Origin of the sequence: Pseudomonas panipatensis, from assembly GCF_900099785.1 — a bacterium.
In the GTDB taxonomy this organism is placed as follows: Bacteria; Pseudomonadota; Gammaproteobacteria; order Pseudomonadales; family Pseudomonadaceae; genus Pseudomonas; species Pseudomonas panipatensis.
Map to the genome: position 1 here is coordinate 203,925 of NZ_FNDS01000007.1, position 25,917 is coordinate 229,841.

20 protein-coding genes are annotated in these 25,917 nt (G+C 66.8%); 13 read left to right on the forward strand and 7 right to left on the reverse strand.

Annotation, left to right across the window (positions count from 1 at the left end):
* The first annotated feature begins 3 nt into the window (after nucleotides 1-3).
* The 5 genes from pilT (at nucleotide 4) to BLQ74_RS17480 (ending at nucleotide 5,518) form a co-directional block, all read left to right on the forward strand.
* On the forward strand, nucleotides 4-1,038 hold the full coding sequence (gene pilT, locus BLQ74_RS17460; RefSeq protein ID WP_090264463.1) for a type IV pilus twitching motility protein PilT: 1,035 nt from the start codon (nucleotides 4-6) through the stop codon (nucleotides 1,036-1,038).
* A 95-nt stretch (nucleotides 1,039-1,133) separates the two neighbouring features.
* Entirely contained in the window at nucleotides 1,134-2,279 is a 1,146-nt protein-coding gene (locus tag BLQ74_RS17465; RefSeq protein ID WP_090264464.1) for a PilT/PilU family type 4a pilus ATPase, read from the forward strand.
* 142 nt (nucleotides 2,280-2,421) lie between these two features.
* Nucleotides 2,422-2,826 carry an NINE protein gene (locus tag BLQ74_RS17470; RefSeq protein ID WP_090264466.1) on the forward strand — a complete coding sequence of 135 codons (405 nt, stop codon included), beginning with the start codon at nucleotides 2,422-2,424 and terminating at the stop codon, nucleotides 2,824-2,826.
* Nucleotides 2,827-2,975: 149 nt separating this feature from the next.
* Nucleotides 2,976-4,349: a pyridoxal-phosphate dependent enzyme gene (locus BLQ74_RS17475; RefSeq protein ID WP_090264468.1), complete on the forward strand. Its 1,374-nt coding sequence runs from the start codon at nucleotides 2,976-2,978 to the stop codon at nucleotides 4,347-4,349.
* Nucleotides 4,346-5,518, forward strand: coding sequence for a cystathionine gamma-synthase (locus BLQ74_RS17480; protein ID WP_090264470.1), 1,173 nt, complete (start codon nucleotides 4,346-4,348; stop codon nucleotides 5,516-5,518). The genes BLQ74_RS17475 and BLQ74_RS17480 overlap by 4 nt, the downstream gene beginning before the upstream one ends.
* A 130-nt stretch (nucleotides 5,519-5,648) precedes the next feature.
* On the opposite strand, the gene BLQ74_RS17485 is transcribed toward BLQ74_RS17480, so the two are convergent.
* From BLQ74_RS17485 to gshB, 7 genes are all read right to left on the reverse strand, one after another.
* A complete protein-coding gene (locus BLQ74_RS17485) occupies nucleotides 5,649-6,920 on the reverse strand; it encodes a dihydroorotase (protein WP_090264472.1) in 1,272 nt (423 codons plus the stop codon).
* Nucleotides 6,917-7,921, reverse strand: a complete 1,005-nt coding sequence (locus BLQ74_RS17490) for an aspartate carbamoyltransferase catalytic subunit (protein ID WP_090264474.1) — start codon at nucleotides 7,919-7,921, stop codon at nucleotides 6,917-6,919. The genes BLQ74_RS17485 and BLQ74_RS17490 overlap by 4 nt, the downstream gene beginning before the upstream one ends.
* Nucleotides 7,922-7,959: 38 nt before the next feature.
* On the reverse strand, nucleotides 7,960-8,469 hold the full coding sequence (gene pyrR / locus BLQ74_RS17495) for a bifunctional pyr operon transcriptional regulator/uracil phosphoribosyltransferase PyrR (RefSeq protein ID WP_090264476.1): 510 nt from the start codon (nucleotides 8,467-8,469) through the stop codon (nucleotides 7,960-7,962).
* Between the two features lie 121 nt (nucleotides 8,470-8,590).
* Nucleotides 8,591-9,019: a Holliday junction resolvase RuvX gene (gene ruvX / locus BLQ74_RS17500; protein ID WP_090264478.1), complete on the reverse strand. Its 429-nt coding sequence runs from the start codon at nucleotides 9,017-9,019 to the stop codon at nucleotides 8,591-8,593.
* On the reverse strand, nucleotides 9,019-9,585 hold the full coding sequence (locus BLQ74_RS17505; RefSeq protein ID WP_090264480.1) for a YqgE/AlgH family protein: 567 nt from the start codon (nucleotides 9,583-9,585) through the stop codon (nucleotides 9,019-9,021). The genes ruvX and BLQ74_RS17505 overlap by 1 nt, the downstream gene beginning before the upstream one ends.
* A gap of 97 nt (nucleotides 9,586-9,682) precedes the next feature.
* Nucleotides 9,683-10,576: an energy transducer TonB gene (locus BLQ74_RS17510; protein WP_090264482.1), complete on the reverse strand. Its 894-nt coding sequence runs from the start codon at nucleotides 10,574-10,576 to the stop codon at nucleotides 9,683-9,685.
* Nucleotides 10,577-10,660: 84 nt separating this feature from the next.
* A complete protein-coding gene (gene gshB / locus BLQ74_RS17515) occupies nucleotides 10,661-11,632 on the reverse strand; it encodes a glutathione synthase (protein WP_090264484.1) in 972 nt (323 codons plus the stop codon).
* A gap of 245 nt (nucleotides 11,633-11,877) precedes the next feature.
* Here gshB and pilG point away from each other — a divergent pair, with 245 nt between their 5' ends.
* From pilG to BLQ74_RS17555, 8 genes are all read left to right on the forward strand, one after another.
* Nucleotides 11,878-12,285: a twitching motility response regulator PilG gene (gene pilG, locus BLQ74_RS17520; RefSeq protein ID WP_090264486.1), complete on the forward strand. Its 408-nt coding sequence runs from the start codon at nucleotides 11,878-11,880 to the stop codon at nucleotides 12,283-12,285.
* Nucleotides 12,286-12,329: 44 nt separating this feature from the next.
* A complete protein-coding gene (gene pilH / locus BLQ74_RS17525; protein ID WP_043248635.1) occupies nucleotides 12,330-12,695 on the forward strand; it encodes a twitching motility response regulator PilH in 366 nt (121 codons plus the stop codon).
* 44 nt (nucleotides 12,696-12,739) lie between these two features.
* Nucleotides 12,740-13,276 (forward strand): chemotaxis protein CheW, encoded by a 537-nt coding sequence (locus BLQ74_RS17530; RefSeq protein ID WP_090264488.1) that lies wholly within the window; start codon nucleotides 12,740-12,742, stop codon nucleotides 13,274-13,276.
* Between the two features lie 80 nt (nucleotides 13,277-13,356).
* Nucleotides 13,357-15,405: a methyl-accepting chemotaxis protein gene (locus BLQ74_RS17535; protein WP_090264490.1), complete on the forward strand. Its 2,049-nt coding sequence runs from the start codon at nucleotides 13,357-13,359 to the stop codon at nucleotides 15,403-15,405.
* Between the two features lie 60 nt (nucleotides 15,406-15,465).
* Entirely contained in the window at nucleotides 15,466-16,323 is an 858-nt protein-coding gene (locus BLQ74_RS17540; protein WP_090264494.1) for a protein-glutamate O-methyltransferase, read from the forward strand.
* 23 nt (nucleotides 16,324-16,346) lie between these two features.
* On the forward strand, nucleotides 16,347-24,371 hold the full coding sequence (locus tag BLQ74_RS17545) for a hybrid sensor histidine kinase/response regulator (RefSeq protein WP_090264496.1): 8,025 nt from the start codon (nucleotides 16,347-16,349) through the stop codon (nucleotides 24,369-24,371).
* Complete coding sequence (locus tag BLQ74_RS17550; protein ID WP_090264498.1) at nucleotides 24,364-25,401, forward strand: chemotaxis protein CheB; 1,038 nt, start codon at nucleotides 24,364-24,366, stop codon at nucleotides 25,399-25,401. Before BLQ74_RS17545 ends, BLQ74_RS17550 begins: the two co-directional genes overlap by 8 nt.
* Nucleotides 25,398-25,913: a chemotaxis protein CheW gene (locus tag BLQ74_RS17555; protein ID WP_090264500.1), complete on the forward strand. Its 516-nt coding sequence runs from the start codon at nucleotides 25,398-25,400 to the stop codon at nucleotides 25,911-25,913. Before BLQ74_RS17550 ends, BLQ74_RS17555 begins: the two co-directional genes overlap by 4 nt.
* Nucleotides 25,914-25,917: the final 4 nt, after the last annotated feature.

Consider the following 25,917-nt stretch of genomic DNA (forward strand, 5'->3'; position numbering starts at 1 on the left):
CCCATGGATATTACTGAGTTGCTCGCCTTCAGCGCCAAGCAAGGCGCGTCGGACCTGCACCTCTCGGCCGGTCTGCCGCCGATGATCCGCGTCGACGGCGATGTGCGCCGGATCAACCTGCCGCCCTTGGAGCACAAGCAGGTGCACGCGCTGATCTACGACATCATGAACGACAAGCAGCGCAAGGATTACGAGGAATTCCTGGAAACCGACTTTTCCTTCGAAGTCCCCGGCGTCGCGCGCTTCCGGGTCAACGCCTTCAACCAGAACCGCGGCGCCGGCGCCGTGTTTCGGACCATTCCTTCCAAGGTGCTGACCATGGAAGACCTGGGCATGGGCGAGGTGTTCAAGCGTATCTCCGATGTGCCGCGCGGGCTGGTGCTGGTCACCGGGCCGACCGGTTCGGGCAAGTCGACCTCGCTGGCGGCCATGCTCGATTACCTGAACAACACCAAGTACAGCCACATCCTCACCGTCGAAGACCCGATCGAATTCGTCCACGAGTCGAAGAAGTGCCTGGTCAACCAGCGTGAGGTGCACCGTGACACCCTCGGCTTCAACGAAGCGCTGCGCTCGGCCCTGCGGGAAGACCCGGACATCATCCTGGTCGGCGAGATGCGCGACCTGGAAACCATCCGCCTGGCGCTGACCGCCGCGGAAACCGGCCACCTGGTGTTCGGCACCCTGCACACCACCTCGGCGGCCAAGACCATCGACCGTATCGTCGACGTGTTCCCCGCCGAAGAGAAATCCATGGTCCGCTCCATGCTTTCCGAATCCTTGCAGGCGGTGGTCTCCCAGACCCTGCTGAAGAAGATCGGCGGCGGCCGGGTGGCGGCCCACGAGATCATGATCGGCACCCCGGCGATCCGTAACTTGATCCGCGAGGACAAGGTGGCGCAGATGTACTCGGCCATCCAGACCGGCGGCGCGCTGGGCATGCAGACCCTCGACATGTGCCTGAAGGGGCTGGTCGCCAAGGGCCTGGTCAACCGCGAGGCGGCCAAGGAAAAGGCCAAGATCCCGGAAAACTTCTGATCCGTCGGGCCGGGTGCCCGACGCACGGAGCGTGCCGCACGCAGCCGCTCCCGTGACCTTGCCACAGACTGCGCGTGAACCAGGCGGGAACGATCATGGAATTCGAAAAACTGTTGCGTCTGATGGTGGAGAAGGGCGCTTCCGACCTCTTCATTACCGCCGGCGTGCCACCAGCGATGAAGGTCAATGGCAAGGTCCTGCACGTGACCAAGGCGCCGTTGTCGCCGGAGCAGACCCGGGAAACCGTGCTCTCGGTGATGAACGAGCAGCAACGCCGCGACTTCGCCGAGAATCACGAGTGCAACTTCGCCATCAGCGCCCGCGGCATCGGCCGCTTCCGCGTCAGTGCCTTCTACCAGCGCAACCTGGTGGGCATGGTGCTGCGGCGCATCGAGACCAGCATCCCGACCATCGAAGACCTGAAACTGCCGGAAATCCTCAAGAAACTGGCGATGACCAAGCGCGGCCTGGTGATCTTCGTCGGCGCCACCGGCACCGGTAAGTCCACCTCGCTGGCGGCGATGATCGGCTACCGCAACAAGAACTCCACCGGGCACATCATCTCCATCGAAGACCCGATCGAATTCATCCACCAGCACCAGGGCTGCATCGTCACCCAGCGTGAGGTGGGGCTGGATACCGACACCTTCGAAGTGGCCCTGAAGAACACCCTGCGCCAGGCGCCGGACGTGATCATGATCGGCGAGGTGCGCTCGCGCGAGACCATGGAGCACGCCGTGGCCTTCGCCGAAACCGGTCACCTGTGCCTGGCGACCCTGCACGCCAACAACGCCAACCAGGCGCTGGAGCGGATCATTCACTTCTTCCCCGCCGACCGCCACCAGCAGATCTGGATGGACCTGTCGCTGAACCTCAAGGCCATCGTCGCCCAGCAACTGGTGCCGACCCCCGACGGCAAAGGCCGCCGCGCGGTGATCGAGGTGTTGCTCAACACCCCGCTGGCCGCCGACCTGATCCGCAAGGGCGAGGTGCATGAACTCAAGCCGCTGATGAAGCGCTCCACCGAGCAGGGCATGCAGACCTTCGACCAGGCGCTGTACCAGCTCTACTCGCAGGGCGAGATCACCTACGAGGACGCCCTGGCCTACGCCGACTCGGCCAACGACCTGCGCCTGATGATCAAGCTGGGCTCGGAAACCGATGCCGATCACCTGAGCAGCATGACCCAGGGGTTGACCCTGGAAATGAGCGACGAGGATTCCGCGCGCCGTTTCCGCTGACTCGGAAAGCCCCGAAAAGCCCGCCCCAAGGCGGGCTTTTGCGTTTCATGGGCTGTCTGGCCGCAGAGATTTCTGACAGTGTGGGAAAACCCGGCGCCCTGGCGCGGGTCGAATCCAAGGCAAGCCGGCAAAGGAGGCACAGATGTCCAACACCCCAGACACGCACAGCAAGGCCATAGGCTACCTGCTGTGGATATTCGGTTTCACCGGCTCGCACCGCTTCTACTACGGACGGCCGATCACCGGCACCCTCTGGTTCTTCACCTTCGGGCTGTTCTTCATCGGCTGGATCATCGACCTGTTCCTGATTCCCTCGATGGACAACGAGGCCGACCAGCGCTACCGCGCCGGCGCCCTCGACTACAACGTGGCCTGGATACTGCTGACCTTCCTCGGCGTGTTCGGTGTGCATCGCATGTACATGGGCAAGTGGCTCAGCGGCATCCTCTACCTGCTCACCGGGGGGCTGTTCTTCGTCGGCGTGCTCTATGACTTCTGGACGCTGAACGCGCAGGTCTCCGAGCGCAACGCACCGCAACGCCTGTAGTCCGGCGTCGTTCGACAAGCCCGCCAACCGGCGGGCTTTTTCGTCGGCGCGTCCTGGCGGGGTCGCCCGCGGCGGCCTAAGGTGCACAGCAGACCGACGTCAGCCTGCCCGGGCAGCGCCGCTCGTTCCGCCTGCCATGAGGTACTGCGATGACGAACGAAACCCGCCCCGCCGTGCTCGACCTGATCGGCAATACGCCGTTGGTTCGGGTCACGCGCTTCGATACCGGCTGCTGCACCCTGTTCCTCAAGCTGGAGTCACAGAACCCCGGTGGCTCGATCAAGGACCGCATCGGCGTGGCCATGATCGAGACCGCCGAGCGCGACGGCCGCCTGCGCCCTGGCGGCACCATCGTCGAAGCCACCGCCGGCAACACCGGTCTCGGCCTGGCCCTGGTCGGTCGCGCCAAGGGCTACCGGGTGGTGCTGGTGGTGCCGGACAAGATGTCCACCGAGAAAGTCCTGCACCTCAAGGCCATGGGCGCCGAGGTGCACATCACCCGCTCCGACGTCGGCAAGGGCCACCCGGAGTACTACCAGGACGTCGCCGCGCGCCTGGCCGGCGAAATCCCCGACGCCTTCTTCGCCGACCAGTTCAACAACCCGGCCAATCCGCTGGCCCACGAAACCAGCACTGCGCCGGAGATCTGGCAGCAGACCGGACACGACCTTGACGCCATCGTGGTCGGCGTCGGTTCCGCCGGCACCCTGACCGGGCTGACGCGGTTCTTCCAGAAGGTTCAGCCGCACCTGGAAATGGTCCTGGCCGACCCGCTCGGCTCGGTGATGGCTGAGTATTCCCGCAGCGGCACGCTCGGCACGGTCGGTTCCTGGGCGGTGGAAGGCATCGGCGAGGACTTCGTCCCGGCCATCGCCGACCTTTCCAGCGTGCGCCGCGCCTATACCATCAGCGACGCCGAGAGCTTCGCCCATGCCCGCGAGCTGCTGCGCGTCGAAGGGATTCCCGGCGGCTCCTCCACCGGCACCCTGCTGGCGGCGGCCTTGCGCTATTGCCGCGAGCAGACCGCGCCGAAGCGGGTGCTCAGCTTCGTCTGCGATACCGGCACGCGCTACCTGTCGAAGGTCTACAACGACCAGTGGATGACCGACCAAGGATTGCTGCAACGCAAGCGCTATGGCGACCTGCGCGATCTGATCGCGCGGCGCGTCGAGGAAGGCCGGGTGATCAGCGTGGGGCCGACGGACACCCTGCTCACCGCCTTCCAGCGCATGCGCCTGGCGGATATCTCGCAACTGCCGGTGCTCGACCAGGGGCATTTGGTTGGCGTCATCGACGAGTCCGACATCCTGCTCGGCGTGCATGCCGATGCCACGCATTTCCACCAGGCGGTCACCACGGCCATGACCACCCGCCTGGAAACCCTGCCGCCCGCTGCCAGCCTGGCGGAGCTGCAGGCCGAACTGGATCGCGGCCTGGTGGCGATCATTGCCGATGCCTCGGGCTTCTACGGGCTGATCACCCGTTCCGACCTGCTCAATCATCTGCGGAGGACGCTCGCATGAGCCAGGATTCCCACTCGCCCCTAGGCTTCGCCACCCGGGTGATCCACGCCGGACAGTCGCCCGACCCCTCCACCGGGGCGATCATGCCGCCGATCTACGCCAACTCCACCTACGTGCAGCAGAGCCCCGGCGTGCACAAGGGCCTCGACTATGGACGCTCGCACAACCCCACGCGCTGGGCCCTGGAACGCTGCGTGGCGGACCTGGAGGGCGGCAGCCGCGCCTTTGCCTTCGCTTCCGGGCTGGCGGCCATTTCCTCGGTGCTGGAACTGCTCGACGCCGGTTCGCACATCGTCTCCGGCAATGACATCTATGGCGGCACCTTCCGCCTGTTCGAACGCGTGCGCCGGCGCAGCGCCGGACATGACTTCAGCTTCGTCGACCTGGCCGACCTGGCGGCCATCGAGGCGGCGCTACGCCCGGAGACCCGCATGGTCTGGGTGGAAACCCCGAGCAATCCGTTGCTGCGCCTGGCCGACCTGGCCGCCATCGCCCACCTGTGCCGCGGCCGCGGCATCCTCTGCGTGGCCGACAACACCTTCGCCAGCCCGCGTATCCAGCGGCCGCTGAGCCTCGGCTTCGATGTGGTGGTGCATTCCTCGACCAAGTACCTGAATGGCCACTCCGACGTCATCGGCGGCATCGCCGTGGTCGGTGACAACGCCGACCTGGCCGAGCGCCTGGGCTTTTTGCAGAACGCCGTGGGTGCCATCGCCGGCCCCTTCGATGCCTTCCTCACCTTGCGCGGCGTGAAGACCCTGGCCCTGCGCATGGAGCGCCATTGCAGCAATGCGCTGCAATTGGCGGAGTGGCTCGAACGCCAGCCGCAGGTGCGCCGGGTGCATTACCCCGGCCTGGCGTCGCATCCCCAGCACGAGCTGGCGCTGCGGCAGATGGACGGCTTCGGCGGCATGATTTCCCTGGACCTGGCTACCGACCTGGCTGGCGCCAGGCGCTTCCTGGAGAACGTGCGCATCTTCGCCCTGGCCGAGAGCCTGGGGGGCGTGGAAAGCCTGATCGAGCACCCGGCGATCATGACCCACGCCAGCATCCCGGCGGAGACCCGCGCCGAGCTGGGCATCGGCGATGGGCTGATCCGCCTGTCGGTGGGCGTCGAGGACCTGGAGGACTTGCGTGCCGACTTGGCCCAGGCGCTGGCGACGATCTGAAGCCCGGCGCCGTGCGGCTCGTGGGGTTGTCGACGACGTAGCGCTGGGGCGTTATGCGCCCAACCAGAGAGGTGCCGGGACGCGCATGAAAAAGCCCGCCGAATGGCGGGCTTTTCCGTGCCTGGGCGGCTTACACCGCGTGGACGATATGGCCGTCCACCAGGGTGCAGCGCACCGCGCCCGGCAGGCAGTGGCCGGTGAACGGGCAGTTGTGTCCGCGCGAGTACCAGGTCTCGCCGGCCAGGGTCTGGCCTTGCGATTCGAACAGCACCAGGTCGGCGGACTGGCCCACGGCGATGCGCCCGGCCGGCAGGCGCAGGGCGTCGGCCGGGCCGCAGGAGAGGCGCGCCAGCAGGGTCGGCAGGTCGAGCAGGCCGTCCTGCACCAGGGTCATGGCCAGCGGCAACAGCAGTTCGACGCTGCTGATGCCCGGATCGGTGGCGGCGAAGGGCGCATTCTTGGCGTCCGCCTCGTGCGGCTGGTGGTGGCTGGCGATGGCCTGGATCACGCCGCTCTTCACCGCCTCGCGCAGGGCGTCGCGGTCCTTGCGGGTGCGCAGCGGCGGCTGCACGTGGTAGAGGCTGGAGAAGTCGGCCAGGGCCTCGTCGGTGAGGATCAACTGGTACAGCGCCACATCGGCGCTGACCGGCAGGCCACGGGCCTGGGCCTGGGCGATCATCTCGACGCCACGGGCGCTGGTCAGTTGGCTGAAGTGCGCGCGTACGCCGCTCTGTTCGACCAGCAGCAGGTTGCGCGCCAGGGCGATGGTCTCGGCGGTTTCCGGAATGCCGGCCAGACCACGGAAGCTGGCGGTGGGGCCGTCGTGGGCCAGGCCGCCTTCGGCCAGGTCGGCGTCCTGCGAGGTGAAGATCACCGTCAGGTCAAAGGTCGCCGCGTACTCCAGCGAGCGCAGCAGCACGCGGTTGCTGGCCATCGGCGCCAGGCCGTTGGTGAAGGCTACGCAGCCGGCGTCGCGCAGGGCGACCAGTTCGGACAGTTGTTCGCCGGCCAGGCCGCGGGTCAGCGCGCCGATCGGGAAGACCTTGGCGTTGCCGGCTTCGCGGGCACGGTCGAGGATCAGCTCGGTCACCGCCGGGGTGTCCAGCACCGGCTTGGTCTGCGGCGGGCAGCACAGGCTGGTGACGCCACCGGCGGCGGCGGCGCGGGTTTCGCTTTCGATATTGCCCTTGCGGCTGTAGCCCGGTTCGCGCAGGGCGACGTTGAGGTCGACCAGGCCAGGCGCGGCGATCAGTCCGGCGGCGTCGATTTCCTGGGCGGCGTGGAAGTCGGCGGGGGCGGCGCCGAGGGCGATGATCCGCCCGGCTTCGATGTGGATGTCGCAGACCTGGTCCAGACCGCTGGCGGGGTCGATCAGGTGGGCGCCGTGAATGCTGACGGTCATTGCGCGTGCTCCTGTTCCAACTGGCGTTGGGCGTTCTGCCCGCTCATGGCCATGGACAGCACGGCCATGCGGATGGCGATCCCGTAGGTCACCTGGTTGAGAATCACCGACTGCTCGCCGTCGGCCACCGCCGATTCGATCTCGACGCCCCGGTTGATCGGGCCGGGGTGCATGACGATGGCGTCCGGGCGGGCCAGCCTCAGGCGCTTCTCGGTGAGGCCGTAGAGCTTGAAGAACTCGCCTTCGCTGGGCAGCAGGCCGCCCTGCATGCGCTCGCGCTGCAGGCGCAGCATGATCACCACATCGACATCCTTCAGCCCCTGGTTGGCGTCGCTGAAGACGCGCACGCCGTAGGCCTCTTCCAGGCCGATCGGCAGCAGGGTGCGCGGGGCGATGACGCGGATGTCCGGGCAGCCGAGGGTTTTCAGCGCCAGCATGTTCGAGCGCGCTACCCGCGAGTGCAGGATGTCGCCGACGATGGCCACCGAGAGGTTCTCGAAACCGCCTTTGTGGCGGCGGATGGTGAGCATGTCGAGCATGCCCTGGGTCGGGTGCCCGTGACGACCGTCGCCGCCGTTGATCACCGCCACCTTGGGGCTGACGTGTTCGGCGATGAAGTGCGCGGCGCCGGAGTCGCTGTGGCGCACCACGAACATGTCGGCGGCCATCGCTTCGAGGTTGCGCAGGGTGTCGGTGAGGGTCTCGCCCTTGCTGGTCGAGGAGGTCGACACGTTCAGCGTGATGACGTCGGCGGACAGCCGCTTGGCGGCCAGTTCGAAGGTGGTGCGGGTGCGCGTGGAGTTCTCGAAGAACACGTTGCACACGGTCTTGCCGCGCAGCAGCGGGACTTTCTTCACCGCGCGGGCGCCGACTTCCAGGAAGGAGTCGGCGGTGTCGAGGATTTCCGTCAGCAGCTCGCGGGGCAGGCCGTCGAGCGAGAGGAAGTGGCGTAGCTGGCCCTGGTCGTTGAGCTGCAGCGGGCGCTTGGCGTCTGTCGGCATGGGGCAGGCCCTGAATGTTGAAAAGATGGCGTGTGCGCTCAGAGCGCGCCGATTAGGGTGCGTTCGAGGATGAGTGGTGCGGGACCGCGCAATTTTACCCGCTCATTGGGGGCGAGCGACAGGGTCTGGCCGACCACGTCGGGGCGGATCGGCAGCTCGCGGGCATTGAGGTCGAGCAGGCAGACCAGGGTCACGCTGGCCGGGCGACCGTAGTCGAACAGCTCGTTGAGCGCGGCGCGGATGGTGCGGCCGCTCATCAGCACGTCATCCACCAGCACCAGGTGCTGGCCGTCGACCTCGAAAGGCAGTTCCGACGGACGGACCTGCGGGTGCAGGCCGCTCTGGGTGAAGTCGTCGCGGTAGAAGGAGACGTCGAGGATGCCGAGGATCTCGTCGCTGTGCAGCTCCTTGAGCAGTGCCTGGGCGACCCAGATGCCGCCGGTGTGGATGCCGACGAAGCGCGGCGAGTCGATGCCGCGCGCGGCGAGGTGATTGCGCAGGTCGGTGGCCATGCGCGGCAGGAGTTCGGCGGGGCTGGGCAGGGTCATGACTTCTCCTGAATGGTGCTCGGGGCGGACCGCACGCGGTCGCCGGTGATTCCTTGGGCGCCCGTTGCGTGGGGCGTCCTCTGAAGATTAGCGGCTTTGCCAGGCGCGCGGCTGCGGCAGGTCAAGCGCCGTGTTCGGCCAGCCAGCCTTCCAGCAGCAGGGCCGCGGCCAGGGCGTCCACCGGGCGTTCGCGGTAGCCGTCGCGCTGGCCCTGGGCCAGGCGCTCGCCCTTGGCCGCATAGGTGGTCAGGCGTTCGTCGTGGGTGTGCACCGGCAGGTTGAAGCGGCCGTTCAGGCGGCGGGCGAATTTCTCCGCGCGCTCGCTCATCTCGCTGGGGCTGCCGTCCATGTTCAGCGGCAGGCCGACGACGATGGCGTCGGGCTGCCATTCCTTGATCAGGGCTTCGACCTTGTTCCAGTCGGGAACGCCGTTCTGCGCCTTGAGCACGCAGAGTTCGCGGGCCTGGCCGGTGATCGCCTGGCCGACGGCCACGCCGATCTGCTTGGTGCCGTAATCGAAACCCAGCAACAGGCGGGGGGGGCCGGCCATCAGGCGTGCCCGGCCTGGGCGGTGAGCAGGCTGAGGTTGATCCCCAGGCGCTCGGCGGCGGCGGCCAGGCGTTGTTCGCTGGGGGTGTCGAAGAGGATCGCCGGATCGGCCGGGCAGGTCAGCCAGGCGTTGTCGCTCAGTTCGGCTTCCAGTTGGCCCGCTTCCCAGCCGGCATAGCCGAGGGCGATCAGGCTCTTCTGCGGGCCGCTGCCGTCGGCGATGGCGAAGAGGATGTCCTGGGAGGTGGAAAGATTCAGTTCGCCCAGTTCCACGGTGGCCTGGAAGGTCTGGCCGGTCGGATGCAGGACGAAGCCGCGGTCGGTCTGCACCGGGCCGCCGCTGTAGACGTTGACGCCCTGGCAACGCGCCGGCGGCAGCTCGTCCGCGCGCAGCTGCTCGAGCACGTCGCTGAGGCTGAGGCCGCTGGGGCGGTTGATCACCAGGCCCATGGCGCCTTGCTCGTTGTGCTCGACCAGATAGGTGACGGTCTGGGCAAAGTTGGGGTCCGCCATGTGCGGCATGGCGATGAGGAAGTGGTGCTTGAGATAGGTGGGCGTGCTCTTCATGCCAGCTAGTTTCAGGCTTAGCCGGTTGCCCTGCAAGCTTCAGTCGGCGGGCCGCGGGTGAAAGCGCGGCGCTGCCCGGCGCTGCCGGTCGGCGCCGTTACTGGCTGGACAGCCGGTCGCCGCGCTCGAAGCGCCAGGTGCGGATGATTTCCAGGCGGTCGATGTCCGACAGGTCGCCGGTGAAGGGCGCGAAGGGCGCGGCCAGGCGCACGATGCGCTGGGCGGCCTGGTCGAGCAGCGGCTGGCCGGAGGACTCCAGCACCTGGACCTCGTACAGCGAGCCGTCGCTGTTGATCGACACCAGCAGGCGCAGGCTGCCGTAGATGCCCTGGCGGCGGGCTTCGTCCGGGTAGTTGAGGTTGCCGATGCGCTCGATCTTCTTGCGCCACTCTTCCTTGTACCAGGCGCCCTTGTCGCGCATGGTCGAGGCCGCGGTCAGGCGGTGGATGCGCGGGCGCTTGGCATAGGCCTGGCGCTCCTGGGAGAGATCGGCCTCGAGGCTGGAAATTTCCGCCGAGAGCTGGCTGGAGTCGAACTGCGGTGCCGGCTTGGCCACCGGTTCGGCCTTGGGCGATTGGGTCTTGGCCTGGACCTTGTCCGGGCGCGGCGCCTTGGTCGCCACGGCGGTCTTCGGTGCTTCCGGGTTCTTCGCCTGTTTGGGCGTCTGCGGCGGGGCGAATTTCTTCGCTTCGGTGTCCTGGAACGGCGCCTGCTCGGTGGTCTTGGGGATCGCCTTGTGTTCCAGGGTGCCGCTGCCCTGCTGGTTCATCTGCGCCAGGTAATCGGCCTTCTCCGGCTTTTTCTCGCTCTTGAAGGTCGCCAGGGTGATTTCCAGGGTCTTGCTCAACTGGCTCGACATGGGCATGGAGAAGCCCACGCCGAGAATCAGCGCGACGTGCAGGATGGCGGCGACGAACAGGGTGAAACCCAGCCGATCCGCCGGGCGGACGCCGGTGGGGACGGGATAGTCGGGATGGGTTGCAGCGTTCATTGCGGTTCGTGTCGGCCGGGGTGGGCGAAGTCTGCGGTCCCCGGCCGTTGCCTGCAAGCGGCAAGCGTCAAGTTGTCGGCTGCGTCAAACTTGCGAAGCGCTGTCGCGGGCCTTCAGTTTGCCCTCGATGGCATCCATCAGGCGCTCGCCGATGCGCGTGTCGTAGACCTTGTCGATCTCGCGGATGCAGGTCGGGCTGGTGACGTTGATCTCGGTGAGGTAGTCGCCGATCACGTCCAGGCCGACGAACAGCAGGCCGCGCTCGCGCAGTTGCGGGCCGACCTGTTCGGCGATCCAGCGGTCGCGGGCGGACAGCGGCTGGGCGACGCCACGGCCGCCGGCGGCCAGGTTGCCGCGCGTTTCGCCTTGCGCCGGGATGCGCGCCAGGCAGTACTCCACCGGTTCGCCGTCGATCATCAGGATGCGCTTGTCGCCGTCCTTGATTTCCGGGATGTAGCGCTGCGCCATGATCTGCAGGCTGCCGTGGTGGGTCAGGGTCTCGAGGATCACCGAGAGGTTAGGGTCGCCCTCGCGATGGCGGAAAATCATGGTTCCGCCCATGCCTTCGAGGGGTTTGAGAATGATGTCACGATGTTCCGCGGCGAACTCGCGCAGAATGTCGGCTCGCCGGGTGACCACGGTCGGCGGCGTGCATTGCGGGAACAGGGTGGCGAAGAACTTCTCGTTGCAGTCGCGCAGACTGTGCGGGCGGTTGACCACCAGGGTCCCGGCGCGCTCGGCCTGCTCCAGCAGGTAAGTGGAATAGATGTATTCGTTGTTGAAGGGCGGGTCCTTGCGCATCAGGATCACGTCCAGCTCGGCGAGCGGCAGGTCGGTTTCTTCCTCCAGCTCGTACCAGCGTTCGGCATCGTTGAAGACCTTGAGACTGCGGACACGGGCGTGTGCCTGGTTCGCTTTCTGGTAAAGATCCTGTTGTTCCATATAGAACAGCGACCAGCCACGGGCCTGGGCCGCCAGCAGCATCGCCAGGGAGCTGTCCTTCTTGAAGTTGATGTTCGCGATGGGGTCCATCACGATGCCCAGGCGTACGCTCATGGGGTGTCCTCCAAAGGGTCGGGGTGCGCTATCGAACCGCACCGAAAAAGCGCTGAAAGGATGCTCAGGGTGGCGCCGGACAGGGGCCCGGTCAAGGAAAAAGCCAGTGCATCCGGGGCGTTATGGATGGATTGGGGAGAGTGTGCTAAAAGGTTCCGACGATTGGGTCGCAGCCCGACGGTGGCAGGGCGTTAGCGCACTGAATATAAGCCAGTGAACGATTCACCGAGATGCTAAGGGCGAACATGGAACAGCATTCCGATGGTTTGAAAGTCATGGTGATCGACGATTCCAAGACGATTCGTCGCACCGCGGAAACCTTGCTGAAAAAGGTCGGCTGCGACGTCATCACGGCGGTCGACGGCTTCGACGCGTTGGCGAAGATCGCCGACACCCATCCCAATATCATCTTCGTCGACATCATGATGCCGCGCCTCGACGGCTATCAGACCTGCGCCCTGATCAAGAACAACAGCGCCTTCAAATCCACCCCGGTGATCATGCTGTCCTCCAAGGACGGCCTGTTCGACAAGGCCAAGGGTCGAATCGTCGGCTCCGACCAGTACCTCACCAAGCCTTTCAGCAAGGAAGAGCTGCTCGGCGCCATCAAGACCCACGTGCCCGACTTCACCCCGGTGGAGCAAGCTTCCTGATGTCCGGCCGCGCGTGCCGGTGATGCCTTTCCTAGGGGAACCCAATGGCTCGAATTCTGATTGTTGATGACTCTCCGACCGAGATGTACAAGCTGACCGCGATGCTGGAGAAGCATTCGCATCAGGTGCTCAAGGCCGAGAACGGCGCCGATGGCGTCGCCCTGGCCCGCCAGGAAAAGCCCGACGTGGTCCTGATGGACATCGTCATGCCGGGCCTGAACGGTTTCCAGGCCACCCGCCAGCTGTCGAAGGACCCGGAAACCAGCGCCATTCCGGTCATCATCGTCACCACCAAGGATCAGGAAACCGACAAGGTCTGGGGCAAGCGCCAGGGCGCGCGCGACTACCTGACCAAACCGGTGGACGAAGACACGCTGTTGAAGACCATCAACGCGGTGCTCGCCGGCTGAAACCTGGCGGCAGCGGATAATTATTAGAAAAGGCCAGGGCCGGCATGTCCCACGTCCAGAGTCCGTTCCAGCTCCTCAGCGAAATCGATCAGCGTTGCCGCCTCCTGGCCGCGGGCCTGCCCGCGCAGCGCGAGGCCGTGCAGAGCTGGAACGGTATTGGCTTCCGTATGGCCGGGCGCCTGTTCGTGGCGCCCATGGGGGAGGTCGGCGAGGTGCTCCACGAGCCCCGCTACACCTTGCTGCCGGGCGTGCGCGAGTGGGTCAAGGGCGTGGCCAACGTGCGTGGTCGCCTATTGCCGATCATGGACCTGTGCGGTTTTCTCGGCGCGGAGCTGTCGCCCTTGCGCAAACAGCGCCGCGTGCTGGTGGTGGAACACGGGGATGTCTTCGCCGGCCTCATCGTCGATGAGGTGTTCGGCATGCAGCACTTCCCGGTGGATACCTTCAGCGAGCAGTTGCCGCCCCTGGAGGCGGCATTGCAACCCTTTATTCATGGCGTATTCCATCGAGAGCAGCCCTGGCTGGTATTCAGCCCGCATGCCCTGGCGCAGCACCCGGGCTTTCTCGACGTCGCCAGCTAGTTTTACCGGTTGGGCCGGTTTTTCCGGCCCTTGTTGTGACATGGAACCGTAAGCGTGGTGGGTCCAGGCGGGGGCCGTATATGAAAAAAATCAAAGCAGGCAGTCTTTTCTCGGGCACGCGTAGCAGTTCACTGGTCGCCGGACTCTTCATCGTCCTGATCGTGTCGATCGTGTTGCTGTTCGCCAACTTCGCCTACCTCAACACCCAGTCGAACCACGACAAACAGTACATCGGCCACGCCGGTGAGCTGCGCGTGCTGTCGCAACGGATCGCGAAGAACGCCACCGAAGCGGCGGCGGGCAAGAGCGAAGCGTTCAAGCTGCTGAAGGAAGCGCGCAACGACTTCGAGAAGCGCTGGAACGTGCTGCTCAAGGGCGACGAGGCCACCGGCCTGCCGCCGAGCCCGGCCCAGGTACAGGCGCAGATGGGGGACGTGCAGAAGGAGTGGGACCAACTGCGCAAGAACACCGACTCCATCGTCGCCAGCGAGCAGACCGTACTGTCGCTGCACCAGGTGGCCGCGACCCTCGCCGAAACCATCCCGCAACTGCAGGTGGAATACGAGGAAGTCGTGGACATCCTCCTGGAAAACGGCGCGCCCGCCGACCAGGTCGCCGTGGCCCAGCGCCAGTCGCTGCTCGCCGAACGTATCCTCGGCTCGGTGAACAAGGTGCTCGCCGGCGACGAGAACTCGGTGCAGGCCGCCGACAGCTTCGGCCGTGACGCCAGCCTGTTCGGCCGGGTGCTCAAGGGCATGAAGGAAGGCAACGCGGCGATGAGCATCTCCAAGGTGAGCAACGCCGAGGCGGTGGACCGCCTGAACGAGATTTCCGAGCTGTTCGAATTCGTTTCCGGCTCGGTGGACGAGATCCTCGAAACCTCGCCTGAGCTGTTCCAGGTTCGGGAATCGGCGAACACCATCTTCACCAGCTCGCAGACCCTGCTGGACAAGGCGTCGAAACTGGCCGACGGCTTCGAGAGCCTGGCCTCTGGCCGTCACCTGAACCAGATCGCCAGTATCGTCCTGGGTATCCTGGCGCTGGGTTCGGTCATCCTCATCGGTCTGGTGATGGTGCGCGAGACCAACCGTCGACTGGCCGAAACCGCCGAGAAGAACGAACGCAACCAGGCGGCGATTCTGCGACTGCTCGACGAAATCGCCGACCTCGCCGACGGTGACCTGACCGTGGCCGCGACCGTGACCGAAGACTTCACCGGGGCGATCGCCGACTCCATCAACTACTCCATCGACCAGCTCCGCGAGCTGGTGGAAACCATCAACCTGACCGCCGTGCAGGTGGCCGCCGCAGCCCAGGAAACCCAGGCCACGGCGATGCACCTGGCCGAAGCGTCCGAGCACCAGGCCCAGGAAATCGCCGGCGCCTCCGCGGCGATCAACGAGATGGCGGTGTCCATTGACCAGGTATCGGCGAACGCCTCGGAATCCTCGGCGGTAGCGGAACGTTCCGTAGCCATCGCCAACAAGGGTAACGAAGTGGTGCACAACACCATCACCGGCATGGACAACATCCGTGAGCAGATCCAGGACACCTCGAAGCGGATCAAGCGCCTCGGTGAGTCGTCCCAGGAGATCGGTGACATCGTCAGCCTGATCAACGACATCGCCGACCAGACCAACATCCTCGCCCTGAACGCCGCGATCCAGGCATCCATGGCCGGTGACGCGGGCCGTGGCTTCGCCGTGGTAGCGGACGAAGTACAGCGCCTCGCGGAACGTTCCTCCGCCGCGACCAAGCAGATCGAGGCGCTGGTGAAGACCATTCAGACCGACACCAACGAAGCGGTGATCTCGATGGAGCAGACCACCTCCGAAGTGGTCCGCGGTGCGCGCCTGGCGCAGGACGCCGGTGTCGCCCTGGAAGAGATCGAAAAGGTATCCAAGACCCTGGCGGCGCTGATCCAGAACATCTCCAACGCCGCACGTCAGCAGGCGTCCTCCGCCGGCCATATTTCCAACACCATGAACGTGATCCAGGAAATCACCTCGCAGACCTCCGCCGGTACCACCGCCACTGCGCGCAGCATCGGTAACCTGGCGAAGATGGCGAGCGAGATGCGTAACTCCGTATCCGGCTTCAAGCTGCCGGATCTTGCGGAACAGGCCTGAGCAGGAGATGCGCGGTCGTGAAGCCGGCCGCGCATGACAGTCTTGAGCGAGAGGCGCGACATGCAGGCAACTGGCGTCTGGTCGTTGCAGCCGTTGGCCGACATGTCGGCGGCGGAGTTCCGCGACTGGCAGGCTCTACTGGAGGACCGTACCGGCGTCGTGGTCAACGAGCAGCGCCGGGCTTTCCTGCAGACCAGCCTGGGCGCGCGCATGCGCGAACTGGGGATCGGCGACTACGCCAGCTATTACCGCCAGGTCACCGATGGACCGCGCGGTGCGGTGGAGTGGTCGACTCTGCTGGACCGCCTGACCGTTCAGGAAACCCGTTTCTTCCGCCATCCAGCGTCCTTCGAGCTGCTCGCCGATTACCTGCGCCAGCGCCTCGAAGGCCTGGGGCGGCCGCTGGCGCTGTGGAGCGTCGGTTGTTCCAGCGGCGAGGAACCCTACTCGCTGGCCATGGTGGCAGCCGAGGCGCTGCGCGAGATGGCGTTGCCGGGGTTGTTCGGCGTGACGGGCACCGATATCAGCCTCAATGCCCTGAACAAGGCGCGTGAGGCGCTGTATCCGGCGCGCAAGCTCGACGATGTCGAGGCTGGCCTGGTGCAGCGGTATTTCCAGGTACAGGCCGACGGTCGCTACCGAGTCGAGCCGGGCCTGGCCGAGCGGGTCTGCTGTACGCGAATAAATGTGCTGGAGCTGGCGCAGGCGCCGATGTCCGGCATGGATGTGATCTTTTGTCAGAACCTGCTGATCTATTTCCGACGCTGGCGCCGCCGGGAAATCCTCAACCGCCTGGCCGAGCGCCTGGCGCCGGGAGGATTGTTGGTGATAGGCGTCGGCGAAGTGGTCGATTGGCAGCACCCGGCCCTGGAGCCGGTGGCCAATGAGCGGGTTCTGGCCTTTACCCGGAAGGGGTGACTCAGCACATGAGTGGAGTGGCTATGGGTGATCGGCACGATTATGTCGCCCTGGAATGGGTCAAAGGCGAGATCGCCGAAACCCTCAAGCAGGCGCGGCAGGCCCTGGAGGCGTTCGTCGAGAACCCGCAGGACCCCACACGCATGGGCTTCTGCCTGGCCTACGTCCATCAGGTGCGGGGCACCCTGCAGATGGTCGAGTTCTATGGCGCGGCGCTGCTCGCCGAGGAAATGGAGCAGCTCACCCAGGCGCTGATCGACAAGCGCGTGCCCAGCCAGGGCGAGGCCCTGGAAGTGCTGATGCAGGCCATCCTGCAACTGCCGGCCTACCTCGACCGCATCCAGAGTGCGCGCCGCGACCTGCCGATGGTCGTGCTGCCGCTGCTCAACGACCTGCGCGCCGCGCGCGGCGAGAAGCTGCTCTCGGAAACCAGCCTGTTCTCTCCTGACCTGTCGCAGGGCAAGCCGGTGCTGCCCTCGGATGCCCTGGCGCGCCTGCGCACCGCCGAACTGCCGGCGCTGCTGCGCAAGCTGCGGCAAATGCTGCAGGTGGCGCTGGTCGGGGTCATTCGCAACCAGGACCTGCCGACCAACCTGGGCTACCTGGCGCGGGTCTTCGCGCGCCTCGAATCGCTGTGCCAGGACGCCCCGCTGGGGCGCCTGTGGACCATCGCCTCGGCGATCATCGAAGGTCTGGCCAACGGCAGCATCGCCAACGGCACCACGGTGCGCAATCTGCTGCGCCAGGTCGACCGCGAGTTCAAGCGCCTGGTCGAGCAGGGCGTCGACGGCATGAACCAGGCCGCGCCCGACGAACTGGTGAAGAACCTGCTGTTCTATGTGGCCAAGGCCTCCGACCAGACACCCAAGGTTCGTGCGGTAAAGGATGAATACCGCCTCGACGACGCCCTGCCGGGCGCCGCCGTGGTCGATGAAGAGCGCGCCCGTCTGGCCGGCCCGGACCGTGATGCCATGCGCTCGGTGGTTGGCGCGCTCTGCGAGGAACTGGTGCGGGTCAAGGACAGCCTCGACCTCTTCGTGCGCAGCGACCGCGCCTCGGTGGGCGAGTTGCAGGGCCTGGTGACGCCGCTCAAACAGATCGCCGATACCCTGGCGGTGCTTGGCTTCGGCCAGCCGCGCAAGGTCATCCTCGACCAGATCGAGGTGGTCGGCTCCATCGCCAGCGGCCAGCGCGAGCCCAGCGATGCGGTGCTGATGGATGTGGCCGGCGCGCTCTTGTACGTCGAGGCGACCCTGGCCGGCATGGCCGGTCCCAGCGAGGAGCCGGGCAGCGAAGAAAACCATCTGCCGACCACCGACGTCGAGCAGATCCACCAAGTGGTGATCAAGGAAGCGCGCAATGGCCTGGAGCAGGCCAAGGACGCGATCATTGAGTTCATCGCGTCGCAGTGGAACCACGACCATCTGGCCCGCGTCCCGGAGCTGCTGACCCAGGTCCGTGGCGGCCTGGCGATGATCGCCCAGACACGCGCGGCCAACCTGCTGGACGCCTGCAACCGCTATATCCAGGAACAACTGCTGGTGCGCAAGGCGGTGCCGGACTGGACCAGCCTGGACACCCTGGCCGACGCCATCACCGGCGTCGAGTACTACCTGGAGCGCCTCTCCGAGGATCGCGGCAGCCAGGGCGAGTTGATCCTCGACGTCGCCGAGGAAAGCCTCGACACCCTCGGCTATTCGCTGACGCCGCGTCCTTCGATCCTCGACGCGCCGTCCGAGCCCGAGCCCGAGCCCGAGCCCGAGGCCTTGTCCGTACCACCGGCCGATCCCTTTGCGGAAATCGACAGCCTGGCCGCCGAAGCCGCCGAAGCGGTGGTCAAGGAACAGGCCGTGCCCGAGCCGGCGCCGCTCGACCTCGCGGCGCTCATGCCAGCGTCAGCGATCGACGACACCGTCGCCCCGCTGGCGAGCGAATTGCCTGCGCAGACCGAGCCGGAGTGGCAATTGCCGGTGGCACAGGCAAGCGTACCGCTGCCTGATGGCGACGAACTGGACCTGGAGCCGCACCACGAAGCCGAGGCGCCATCCGCTCTCCTGGCCTCCGACGACAACTGGACCCTGGGCGAAATCGCCGCGCCGGATGCCGTCGAAGAAGGCATCGATTTCAGTCTGGATGCGCCGCTGGAGAATGCCCAGGGCAGCGCGGAGTCCGTCAGCGAGCCGAGCTGGGAGCTGGCGTCTGCCTATACCTCGCCGAGCGGCGAGCCCTTGCCCGACAGTCTCGATCTGGCCGTCGCCGATAACGCCGATTTCGACCTGAGTCACTTCGATCTGAGCGATACGCCCGGCGCGGCCGCAAGCGAGCCGTTGGCCACGGTCGAAGGCTGGACGCTGGCCGAACTGCCGCCGCCCATCGATCAGCGCGAACCGGAAGCGGCACCCGCCGAACCGGACTGGGAGCTGGCCGAGCAACTGCCGGCCGTGCCTGCCGAGCTGCCCGGTGGACGGGAATGGCTGAGCCTGGAAGAACTCTTGCGCAACGAGGCGACGGAGCCTGCGTCCGCTCCACAGTCGGTAGAGCCGGATGCGGCGCCGGCCTCGGCTGTCGCCGACGAACTGAACTGGGACATGGCCGGCGCGCCGGCGACGTCGGAGCCCCTGCCGGCGCTGGAGGATTGGCAACTGACGGCCGCCGACGAGGCGCCTGAGCAATCGTCGGCCGAGCTGGGCGATTTCGTCGCCCTGGATGAGCTGTCTGGCCTGGAGCCCCTGGAGCCGCTGGAAGACTGGCCGCAGGCGGAATCGCTGGCGCTCGACGAGCCCTCGGCGGACGCCGCGTTGCCGGGCGCCGGTGAGCAGGCCTGGGATGCCCTGGGCATGGCTGGGCTGGACTTGCCGGAAGTCGAGTTGCCGACCCCACCGGTCGCGCCCGTCGCCGCCGAAGCCGCGGCCAAACCGCTGTCGCTGGCCGAGGTCATGGCCGCTCCGGCCCAGGCGATCAACCCGCCGGCCGGCGAGGTGCCGCCCAGTCTGTTGCCGCCGCCGCTCGACGAAGAGCCGGTGGACGAGGAGCTGCGTGAGGTCTTCATCGAGGAAGCCGGCGAGGTTCTGCAGACCATCGGTGAATACCTGCCGCGCTGGCAGGCCAACGTCGAGGACCGCGAGGCCCTGACGGAAATCCGCCGAGCCTTCCACACCCTCAAGGGCAGCGGCCGCATGGTCCGCGCGCTGGTCATCGGCGAGCTGGCCTGGTCCATCGAGAACCTGCTCAACCGCGTGCTCGATCGCAGCATCAGCGCGCATCCCGCGGTACTGCAGGTGGTCGCCGATGTGGTTGCGCTGATGCCGGCGCTGGTCGACGAATTCGCCGCCATTGCCCAGCGCCAACGCAACGATGTCGACCTGCTCGCCGCCACCGCCCATGCCCTGGCCAAGGGGCAGCCGGTGCCGCCGCCGGAGGGCGACAAGGCCGCGCACGCCGCCGACGCCGTTGTCGAAGAAGCGCCACCCGCGGCGCAAGAAGACGAGGGCCTGGACCCGCAGTTGCTGGATATCTTCCGCAACGAGGCCGAGGCCCACCTGGAAACCCTGATCGGCTTCCTGGCCGACTGCGCCCGCGAGCTGCCGCAGCCGGTCACTGACAACCTGCAGCGCGCCCTGCACACCCTCAAGGGCAGCGCGCACATGGCCGGGCTGCTGCCGATCGCCGAAGTGGCGACGCCGCTGGAACGGCTGGTCAAGGAGTTCAAGACCAACCTGCTCAAGGTCGACCTGCGCGAAGCCGAGCTGCTTCACGAAGCCGAACAACTGTTCCGCGTCGGTCTCGACCAACTGGCCGCCGGCCAGCCGCTGGCGCCCATCGCCGGCAGCGCCGAGCTGCTCGAGCGGATCGCGCAGATCCAGCAGGAGCGCCTGGAAGCCGCCGCCGCCCAACGACGCGGCGACAGCGGCCAGGGCAGCGATCCGCAAGTGCTCGGCCTGTTCCTCAGCGAAGGCATGGACATCCTGCTGGATGCCGAAGAACTGCTCGGCCGCTGGCGCCAGCATCCGCAGGAGCGCCAGGAACTGGGCGCCCTGCACGACGAACTGACGACCCTCAGGCACAGTGCGCAACTTGCCGAGCTGCCGCAGATGGCCGAGCTGTGCGAGGCGCTGCTGGCGGTCTACGAAGCGGTGCAGGAGAGACGGCTGACGGTCGCCGACGATTTCTTCGCTGCCGCCGCCGATGCCCATGAGGCATTGATCGGCATGATGGACCAGGTGGCGGCGGCGCTGGAGGTTTCTGCCTGTCCGCAGCAGATCGCGGCCTTGCGGCAACTGCTCGACAACGCGCCGGCCGAACCTGACGAAGCGCCATCGAGCGTGCTGCCAGAACTGGACATGGCGTTCATCGACCTCGATGGCCTGAGTCCCGACGATTTCCCTGCGGAAGACGAAGACCTGCTGCTGAATCCGCGACCGACGGCGATCGAAGACCTCCCCGAAGAGCTGAAATGGCCTGCGGCGGAGCCGCAGCAGGCAGTGGCCGAACATCCGCAGGAAAGCGCCGCACAACCGGAGTCCGCGGCGTCGAGCGCGCTGGACGACGAGATGGTGGCGATCTTCCTGGAAGAAGCCGTGGACATCCTCGACAGCGCCGGCCAGGCATTGGACCAATGGTGCCAGGCCCCGGAAACGCTGGCGCCGCTGTCCACCCTGCAGCGCGACCTGCATACCCTCAAGGGTGGCGCGCGCATGGCGGATATCCGCGCGATCGGCGATCTCTCCCATGAGCTGGAATCGCTCTACGAGGGGCTGCTCGATCGCCGCTACCAATCCAGCGCCGCCCTCGGCGAGCTGCTGCATCAGTGCCACGATTGCCTGGCCCGCCAGTTGGAGCAACTGCAGGCCGGCGCGCCCTTGAGCGACCCGCAGGCGCTGATCGAGCGCATCCGTGCCTTCCGCCAGAACCCCGCGGAATTGACCGCGCCGCTGGCACCGGCACAACCTGAAGCCGAAGCCGAAGCCGAAGCCGAAGCCGAAGCCGAAGCCGAAGCCGAAGCCGAAGCCGAAGCCGAAGCGCCGCTGGCCGCGCTCGATGGGGAAGACCCGGCGTCGATTCAAGCCGGCGACGAACCCCGCGCCATCGAAGAAGTGGATCTGGCCACCTTCCTGCAAGGGGTGGAAAGCGACATCGACGCCCAGACGGAGCCGCGCGGCGAGACGCCGCCCGAGGCCGCGCCTGGGCTGTCGCCTGACGAGTTCGTCGTGAACGAGGTTCACGATCAGGAATTGCTGGATATCTTCCTCGAAGAAGGCTTCGACATCCTCGAGAGTGCCGCCGGCGCCTTGCAGCGCTGGATGGGCAACGTCGACAACAGCGTCGAACTGGAAGCCCTGCAGCGCGACCTGCACACCCTCAAGGGTGGCGCGCGCATGGCCGAAGTGCGCCCCATCGGCGACCTCGCCCACGAACTGGAATACCTCTACGAAGGCCTGTGCGCCGGGCGCATGCGCGCCAGTCCGGGGCTCTTCGCGCTGCTGCAGCGCTGCCACGACCGCCTGGCGGAGATGCTCGATGCGGTGCAGGCCAAGCGCGCGGTTCCCGAAGGCGACAGCCTGGTCGAGGCGATCCGCGCCTTCCGCGCGAACCCCGACGAACAACTGAGCGTGCCGCCGAGCGTCACCCTGCAGCCGTTGCCCGCGCTGGCGTCGCTGGCCGACGATGCGGCGGCGGACATCCTCGACATCTTCCTCGAAGAAGCCGACGACCTGCTCGAAGCCATGGAACAGTGCCTCGGGCGCTGGGATGCCGAGGCCGATCACGGCGCCCTCGACGAATTGCAGCGCATCCTCCACACCCTCAAGGGCGGTGCGCGACTGGCCGGGCAGAACGCCCTGGGCGACCTCGCTCACGACCTGGAAGAGCACCTGAGCGATGCCCAGCGCCAGGGCGCGCCCTGGCCGGACAGCCTGCTGCTGGACGTGCAGTCGGGCTTCGAAGGCTTGCAGAGTGAAGTGGACAGCCTGCGCCAGCGCCTGGGTGAAGCCGATGCCGCCGCCGAGGCGGAAGCCGAAGCACAGGCCGCTGCGCCGAGCGCCGCGGACATTCCGGCGCCGGTCCCGGTCCTGCCGAGCGGCGCCATCATGGCGGTCGCGGAAGCGCCGCGCAGCGAGCCGGCGAGAGTCCTGCCCTTCGTCAAGCGCGCCCAGGAGGCCGCCCAGGAAGCGGCGGCACGCCGTGCGCCGCAGGAACTGGTCAAGGTGCCCGCGCAACTGCTGGAAAACCTGGTCAACCTGGCGGGGGAAACCTCCATCTTCCGCGGCCGCGTCGAGCAGCAGGTGAGCGACGTGGGCGCGACGCTGGGGGAAATGGAAGCGACCATCGAACGGGTGCGCGACCAACTGCGCCGCCTGGATACCGAGACCCAGGCGCAGATTCTCTCGCGCCACCAGGCCGATGCCGAACGCGCCGGCTACGAGGAATTCGACCCGCTGGAGATGGACCGCTACTCGCAATTGCAGCAGCTGTCCCGCGCGCTCTTCGAGTCGGCGTCCGACCTCTTCGACCTCAAGGAAACCCTGGCGACCAAGAACCGCGACGCGGAAACCCTGCTGCTGCAACAGGCGCGGGTCAACACCGAGTTGCAGGAAGGCCTGATGCGTACCCGCATGGTGCCCTTCGATCGCCTGGTGCCGCGCCTGCGGCGCATCGTCCGGCAGGTCGCCGGCGAGTTGGGCAAGCAGGTCGAATTCATCGTCGGCAACGCCGAAGGCGAAATGGACCGCAGCGTGCTCGAACGCATCGTCGCGCCGCTGGAGCATATGCTGCGCAACGCCGTCGACCACGGTATCGAATCCGCCGAGACGCGCCGTGCCGCCGGCAAACCGGAGGCCGGCACCATCCGCCTGACCCTCGGACGCGAGGGCGGCGACATTCTCCTGACCCTGGCCGACGACGGTGGCGGTATCCGCCTCGACGCGGTGCGCCGCAAGGCCATCGAACGCGGCCTGATGGCGGCGGACGCCGAGCTGTCCGAGCATGACGTGCTGCAGTTCATCCTCGAGGCCGGGTTCAGTACCGCCGAGAAGCTCACGCAGATTTCCGGGCGCGGTGTCGGTCTCGACGTGGTCAACGCCGAGGTCAAGCAACTCGGCGGCTCGATGAGCATCCATTCGGAAGCGGGGCAGGGCACGCGCTTCAACATCCGCCTGCCGTTCACCGTGTCGGTGAACCGTGCGCTCATGGTGCTCTCCGGCGAAGACCTGTACGCCGTGCCGCTGAACACCATCGAGGGCATCGTGCGGGTTTCCCCCTATGAGCTGGAGGCGCTCTACGAGGGCGGCGCCAACGAAGGGCACGCCCCGCGCTTCGAATACGCCGGGCAGGACTACGAGCTGAAATACCTCGGCGACCTGCTGAACAACGGCCAGCAGCCGAAACTGGTCGGCCAGTCGCTGCCGTTGCCGGTGATCCTGGTGCGCTCCGCCGAGCACGCGGTGGCAGTCCAGGTCGACGCCCTGGCCGGCTCCCGCGAAATCGTGGTGAAGAGCCTCGGCGCGCAGTTCGCCGGGGTCGGCGGAATCTCCGGCGCGACCATCCTCGGTGACGGTCGCGTGGTGGTGATTCTCGACCTGCTGGCGACCATCCGTGCGCGCCTGGCCAGTCTCGCCCTGCACGCCCAGCCAAACCGCGCGCTGCCCAATGCGCCGCTGGCCGAAGGCGAGCAGCAACGGCCGACCCTGGTCATGGTGGTGGACGACTCGGTCACCGTGCGCAAGGTCACCAGCCGCCTGCTGGAGCGCAACGGCATGAACGTACTGACCGCCAAGGACGGGGTGGACGCGATCGCCCAACTGCAGGAACACAAGCCCGACATCATGCTGCTGGACATCGAGATGCCACGCATGGACGGCTTCGAGGTCGCGACCCTGGTACGCCACGACGAACGCCTGAAGGACCTGCCGATCATCATGATCACCTCGCGTACTGGCGAGAAGCACCGCGAGCGTGCGCTGGGTATCGGTGTCAACCGCTACCTCGGCAAGCCCTATCAGGAATCCGAGCTGCTCGACAGCATTATCCAACTGGTCAACTCCCATGCCTGATCAAGCCGGTGCAAGGATTGCGGTGATAGCCGACACCTCGCTGCAGCGACATGTCCTGCAGCAGGCCCTGGCGGGCCATGGCTATCGGGTGGTGCTCAATAGCGACCCGGGACGCCTCGACGAGGCGCAACTGGAAGCCTGCGAGACCGACCTGTGGCTGCTCGATCTGGCCCAGCAGGAAGACTCGCCGCTGCTCGATAGCCTGCTGGAACAGTCGCGGGTGCCGGTACTGTTCGGCGAAGGCCACGCGCCCGAGCGGCATTCGGAACATTACCCGCGCTGGGAGCGTCGCCTGGTCGGCAAGCTGCGCCGTCTGGTGGGCGATCCCAGCGGCGGCGTCGGCCTGAGCCTAGAAGCCCTGCTGGCGGAGGCCCAGCGGCCGAGCCGTATCAGCCTGCCGGAAGACCTCGCGGCCTCGCCGCTGCAGGCCGGCGAGCCGGCACGGCAGGTCTGGCTGCTGGCTGCTTCCCTGGGCGGTCCGGCGGCGGTGAAAGCCTTCCTCGACGCCCTGCCCGGCGGTTTGCCGGTGGCTTTCCTCTATGCCCAGCACATCGACCCGGCGTTCGAACAGAACCTGCCGCAGGCGGTCGGCCGGCATAGCCAGTGGCACGTCAATCCATCCCGCGATGGCGATTGGCTGCGCTCCGGCGAGGTGGTCGTGGTGCCGGTGCGCCAGGAACTGGGCTTCGCCGAGGATGGCCGCATGCGCCTGTACCCGCGCGCCTGGCCGGAGCCCTACAGTCCGTCCATCGATCAAATGATGCTGAACCTGGCGCAACAGTTCGGCAGCCAGTGTGGCGTGATAGCGTTCAGCGGTATGTGCAGCGACGGCAGCGCGGCGGCGGCTTATGTGCGCCGCCAGGGCGCCGAGATCTGGACCCAGCGTGCCGATAGCTGCGCCTGTTCGAGCATGCCGGACAGCTTGCGCGAAGGCGGTTACAGTAGCTTTTCGGCCGATCCGCGCGAGCTGGCGGCGGCCCTGGTCAATCATCTGGCGGCGCAGTGCGTGTCGCCTGGAGTGGAGTCATGAGCGATCTTTCCCTGCCACAGGAAACCGTAGCCACCGCCGTCGCGGCCAAGCCTCCGGCCAAGGACGAGGCGCCATCCAGCCTGACCGGCCTGCTGGTGCCGCTGAGCGATCGCACCCTGTTGCTGCCCAACGTCGCCGTGGCCGAGCTCATCACCTACCGTCCGCCGCAGACCCAGCCGGGCTTGCCGGCCTGGTACCTGGGGCAGATCGCCTGGCGCGACCTGCGCCTGCCGCTGCTGTCCTTCGAGGCTGCATCCCGCGGCAGCGCCGAGGTTGGCGCCGGCGCGCGGGTCATCGTCATCAACGCCCTCGGTGGGCGGCCGCAGGTCAAGTTCCTCGCCCTGTTGGTGCAAGGTATCCCGCGTTCGGTGAAGGTCGGCCCGGAGCTGGCTCGCGCCGACGTCGAACTGGCGCCGCTGGAGCTGGCAGCGGTCAGCATCGGCCCTGATCTGGCGCGTATCCCCGACCTGGTCGCGCTGGAGCAGAAGCTCGCCGACGCCGGGCTGATCTGAGGCC

Bases quoted from the DNA above. Each gene is read 5' to 3' on its own strand.
- BLQ74_RS17485 (WP_090264472.1), bottom strand. From the start codon at position 6,920: ATGACCGTCAGCATTCACGGCGCCCACCTGATCGACCCCGCCAGCGGT.
- pilT (WP_090264463.1), top strand. From the start codon at position 4: ATGGATATTACTGAGTTGCTCGCCTTCAGCGCCAAGCAAGGCGCGTCG.
- BLQ74_RS17475 (WP_090264468.1), top strand. From the start codon at position 2,976: ATGACGAACGAAACCCGCCCCGCCGTGCTCGACCTGATCGGCAATACG.
- BLQ74_RS17535 (WP_090264490.1), top strand. From the start codon at position 13,357: ATGAAAAAAATCAAAGCAGGCAGTCTTTTCTCGGGCACGCGTAGCAGT.
- BLQ74_RS17505 (WP_090264480.1), bottom strand. From the start codon at position 9,585: ATGAAGAGCACGCCCACCTATCTCAAGCACCACTTCCTCATCGCCATG.
- BLQ74_RS17470 (WP_090264466.1), top strand. From the start codon at position 2,422: ATGTCCAACACCCCAGACACGCACAGCAAGGCCATAGGCTACCTGCTG.
- pyrR (WP_090264476.1), bottom strand. From the start codon at position 8,469: ATGACCCTGCCCAGCCCCGCCGAACTCCTGCCGCGCATGGCCACCGAC.
- BLQ74_RS17555 (WP_090264500.1), top strand. From the start codon at position 25,398: ATGAGCGATCTTTCCCTGCCACAGGAAACCGTAGCCACCGCCGTCGCG.
- pilG (WP_090264486.1), top strand. From the start codon at position 11,878: ATGGAACAGCATTCCGATGGTTTGAAAGTCATGGTGATCGACGATTCC.
- BLQ74_RS17540 (WP_090264494.1), top strand. From the start codon at position 15,466: ATGCAGGCAACTGGCGTCTGGTCGTTGCAGCCGTTGGCCGACATGTCG.
- pilH (WP_043248635.1), top strand. From the start codon at position 12,330: ATGGCTCGAATTCTGATTGTTGATGACTCTCCGACCGAGATGTACAAG.
- BLQ74_RS17550 (WP_090264498.1), top strand. From the start codon at position 24,364: ATGCCTGATCAAGCCGGTGCAAGGATTGCGGTGATAGCCGACACCTCG.
- BLQ74_RS17490 (WP_090264474.1), bottom strand. From the start codon at position 7,921: ATGCCGACAGACGCCAAGCGCCCGCTGCAGCTCAACGACCAGGGCCAG.
- BLQ74_RS17480 (WP_090264470.1), top strand. From the start codon at position 4,346: ATGAGCCAGGATTCCCACTCGCCCCTAGGCTTCGCCACCCGGGTGATC.
- gshB (WP_090264484.1), bottom strand. From the start codon at position 11,632: ATGAGCGTACGCCTGGGCATCGTGATGGACCCCATCGCGAACATCAAC.
- ruvX (WP_090264478.1), bottom strand. From the start codon at position 9,019: ATGGCCGGCCCCCCCCGCCTGTTGCTGGGTTTCGATTACGGCACCAAG.
- BLQ74_RS17530 (WP_090264488.1), top strand. From the start codon at position 12,740: ATGTCCCACGTCCAGAGTCCGTTCCAGCTCCTCAGCGAAATCGATCAG.
- BLQ74_RS17465 (WP_090264464.1), top strand. From the start codon at position 1,134: ATGGAATTCGAAAAACTGTTGCGTCTGATGGTGGAGAAGGGCGCTTCC.
- BLQ74_RS17545 (WP_090264496.1), top strand. From the start codon at position 16,347: ATGGGTGATCGGCACGATTATGTCGCCCTGGAATGGGTCAAAGGCGAG.
- BLQ74_RS17510 (WP_090264482.1), bottom strand. From the start codon at position 10,576: ATGAACGCTGCAACCCATCCCGACTATCCCGTCCCCACCGGCGTCCGC.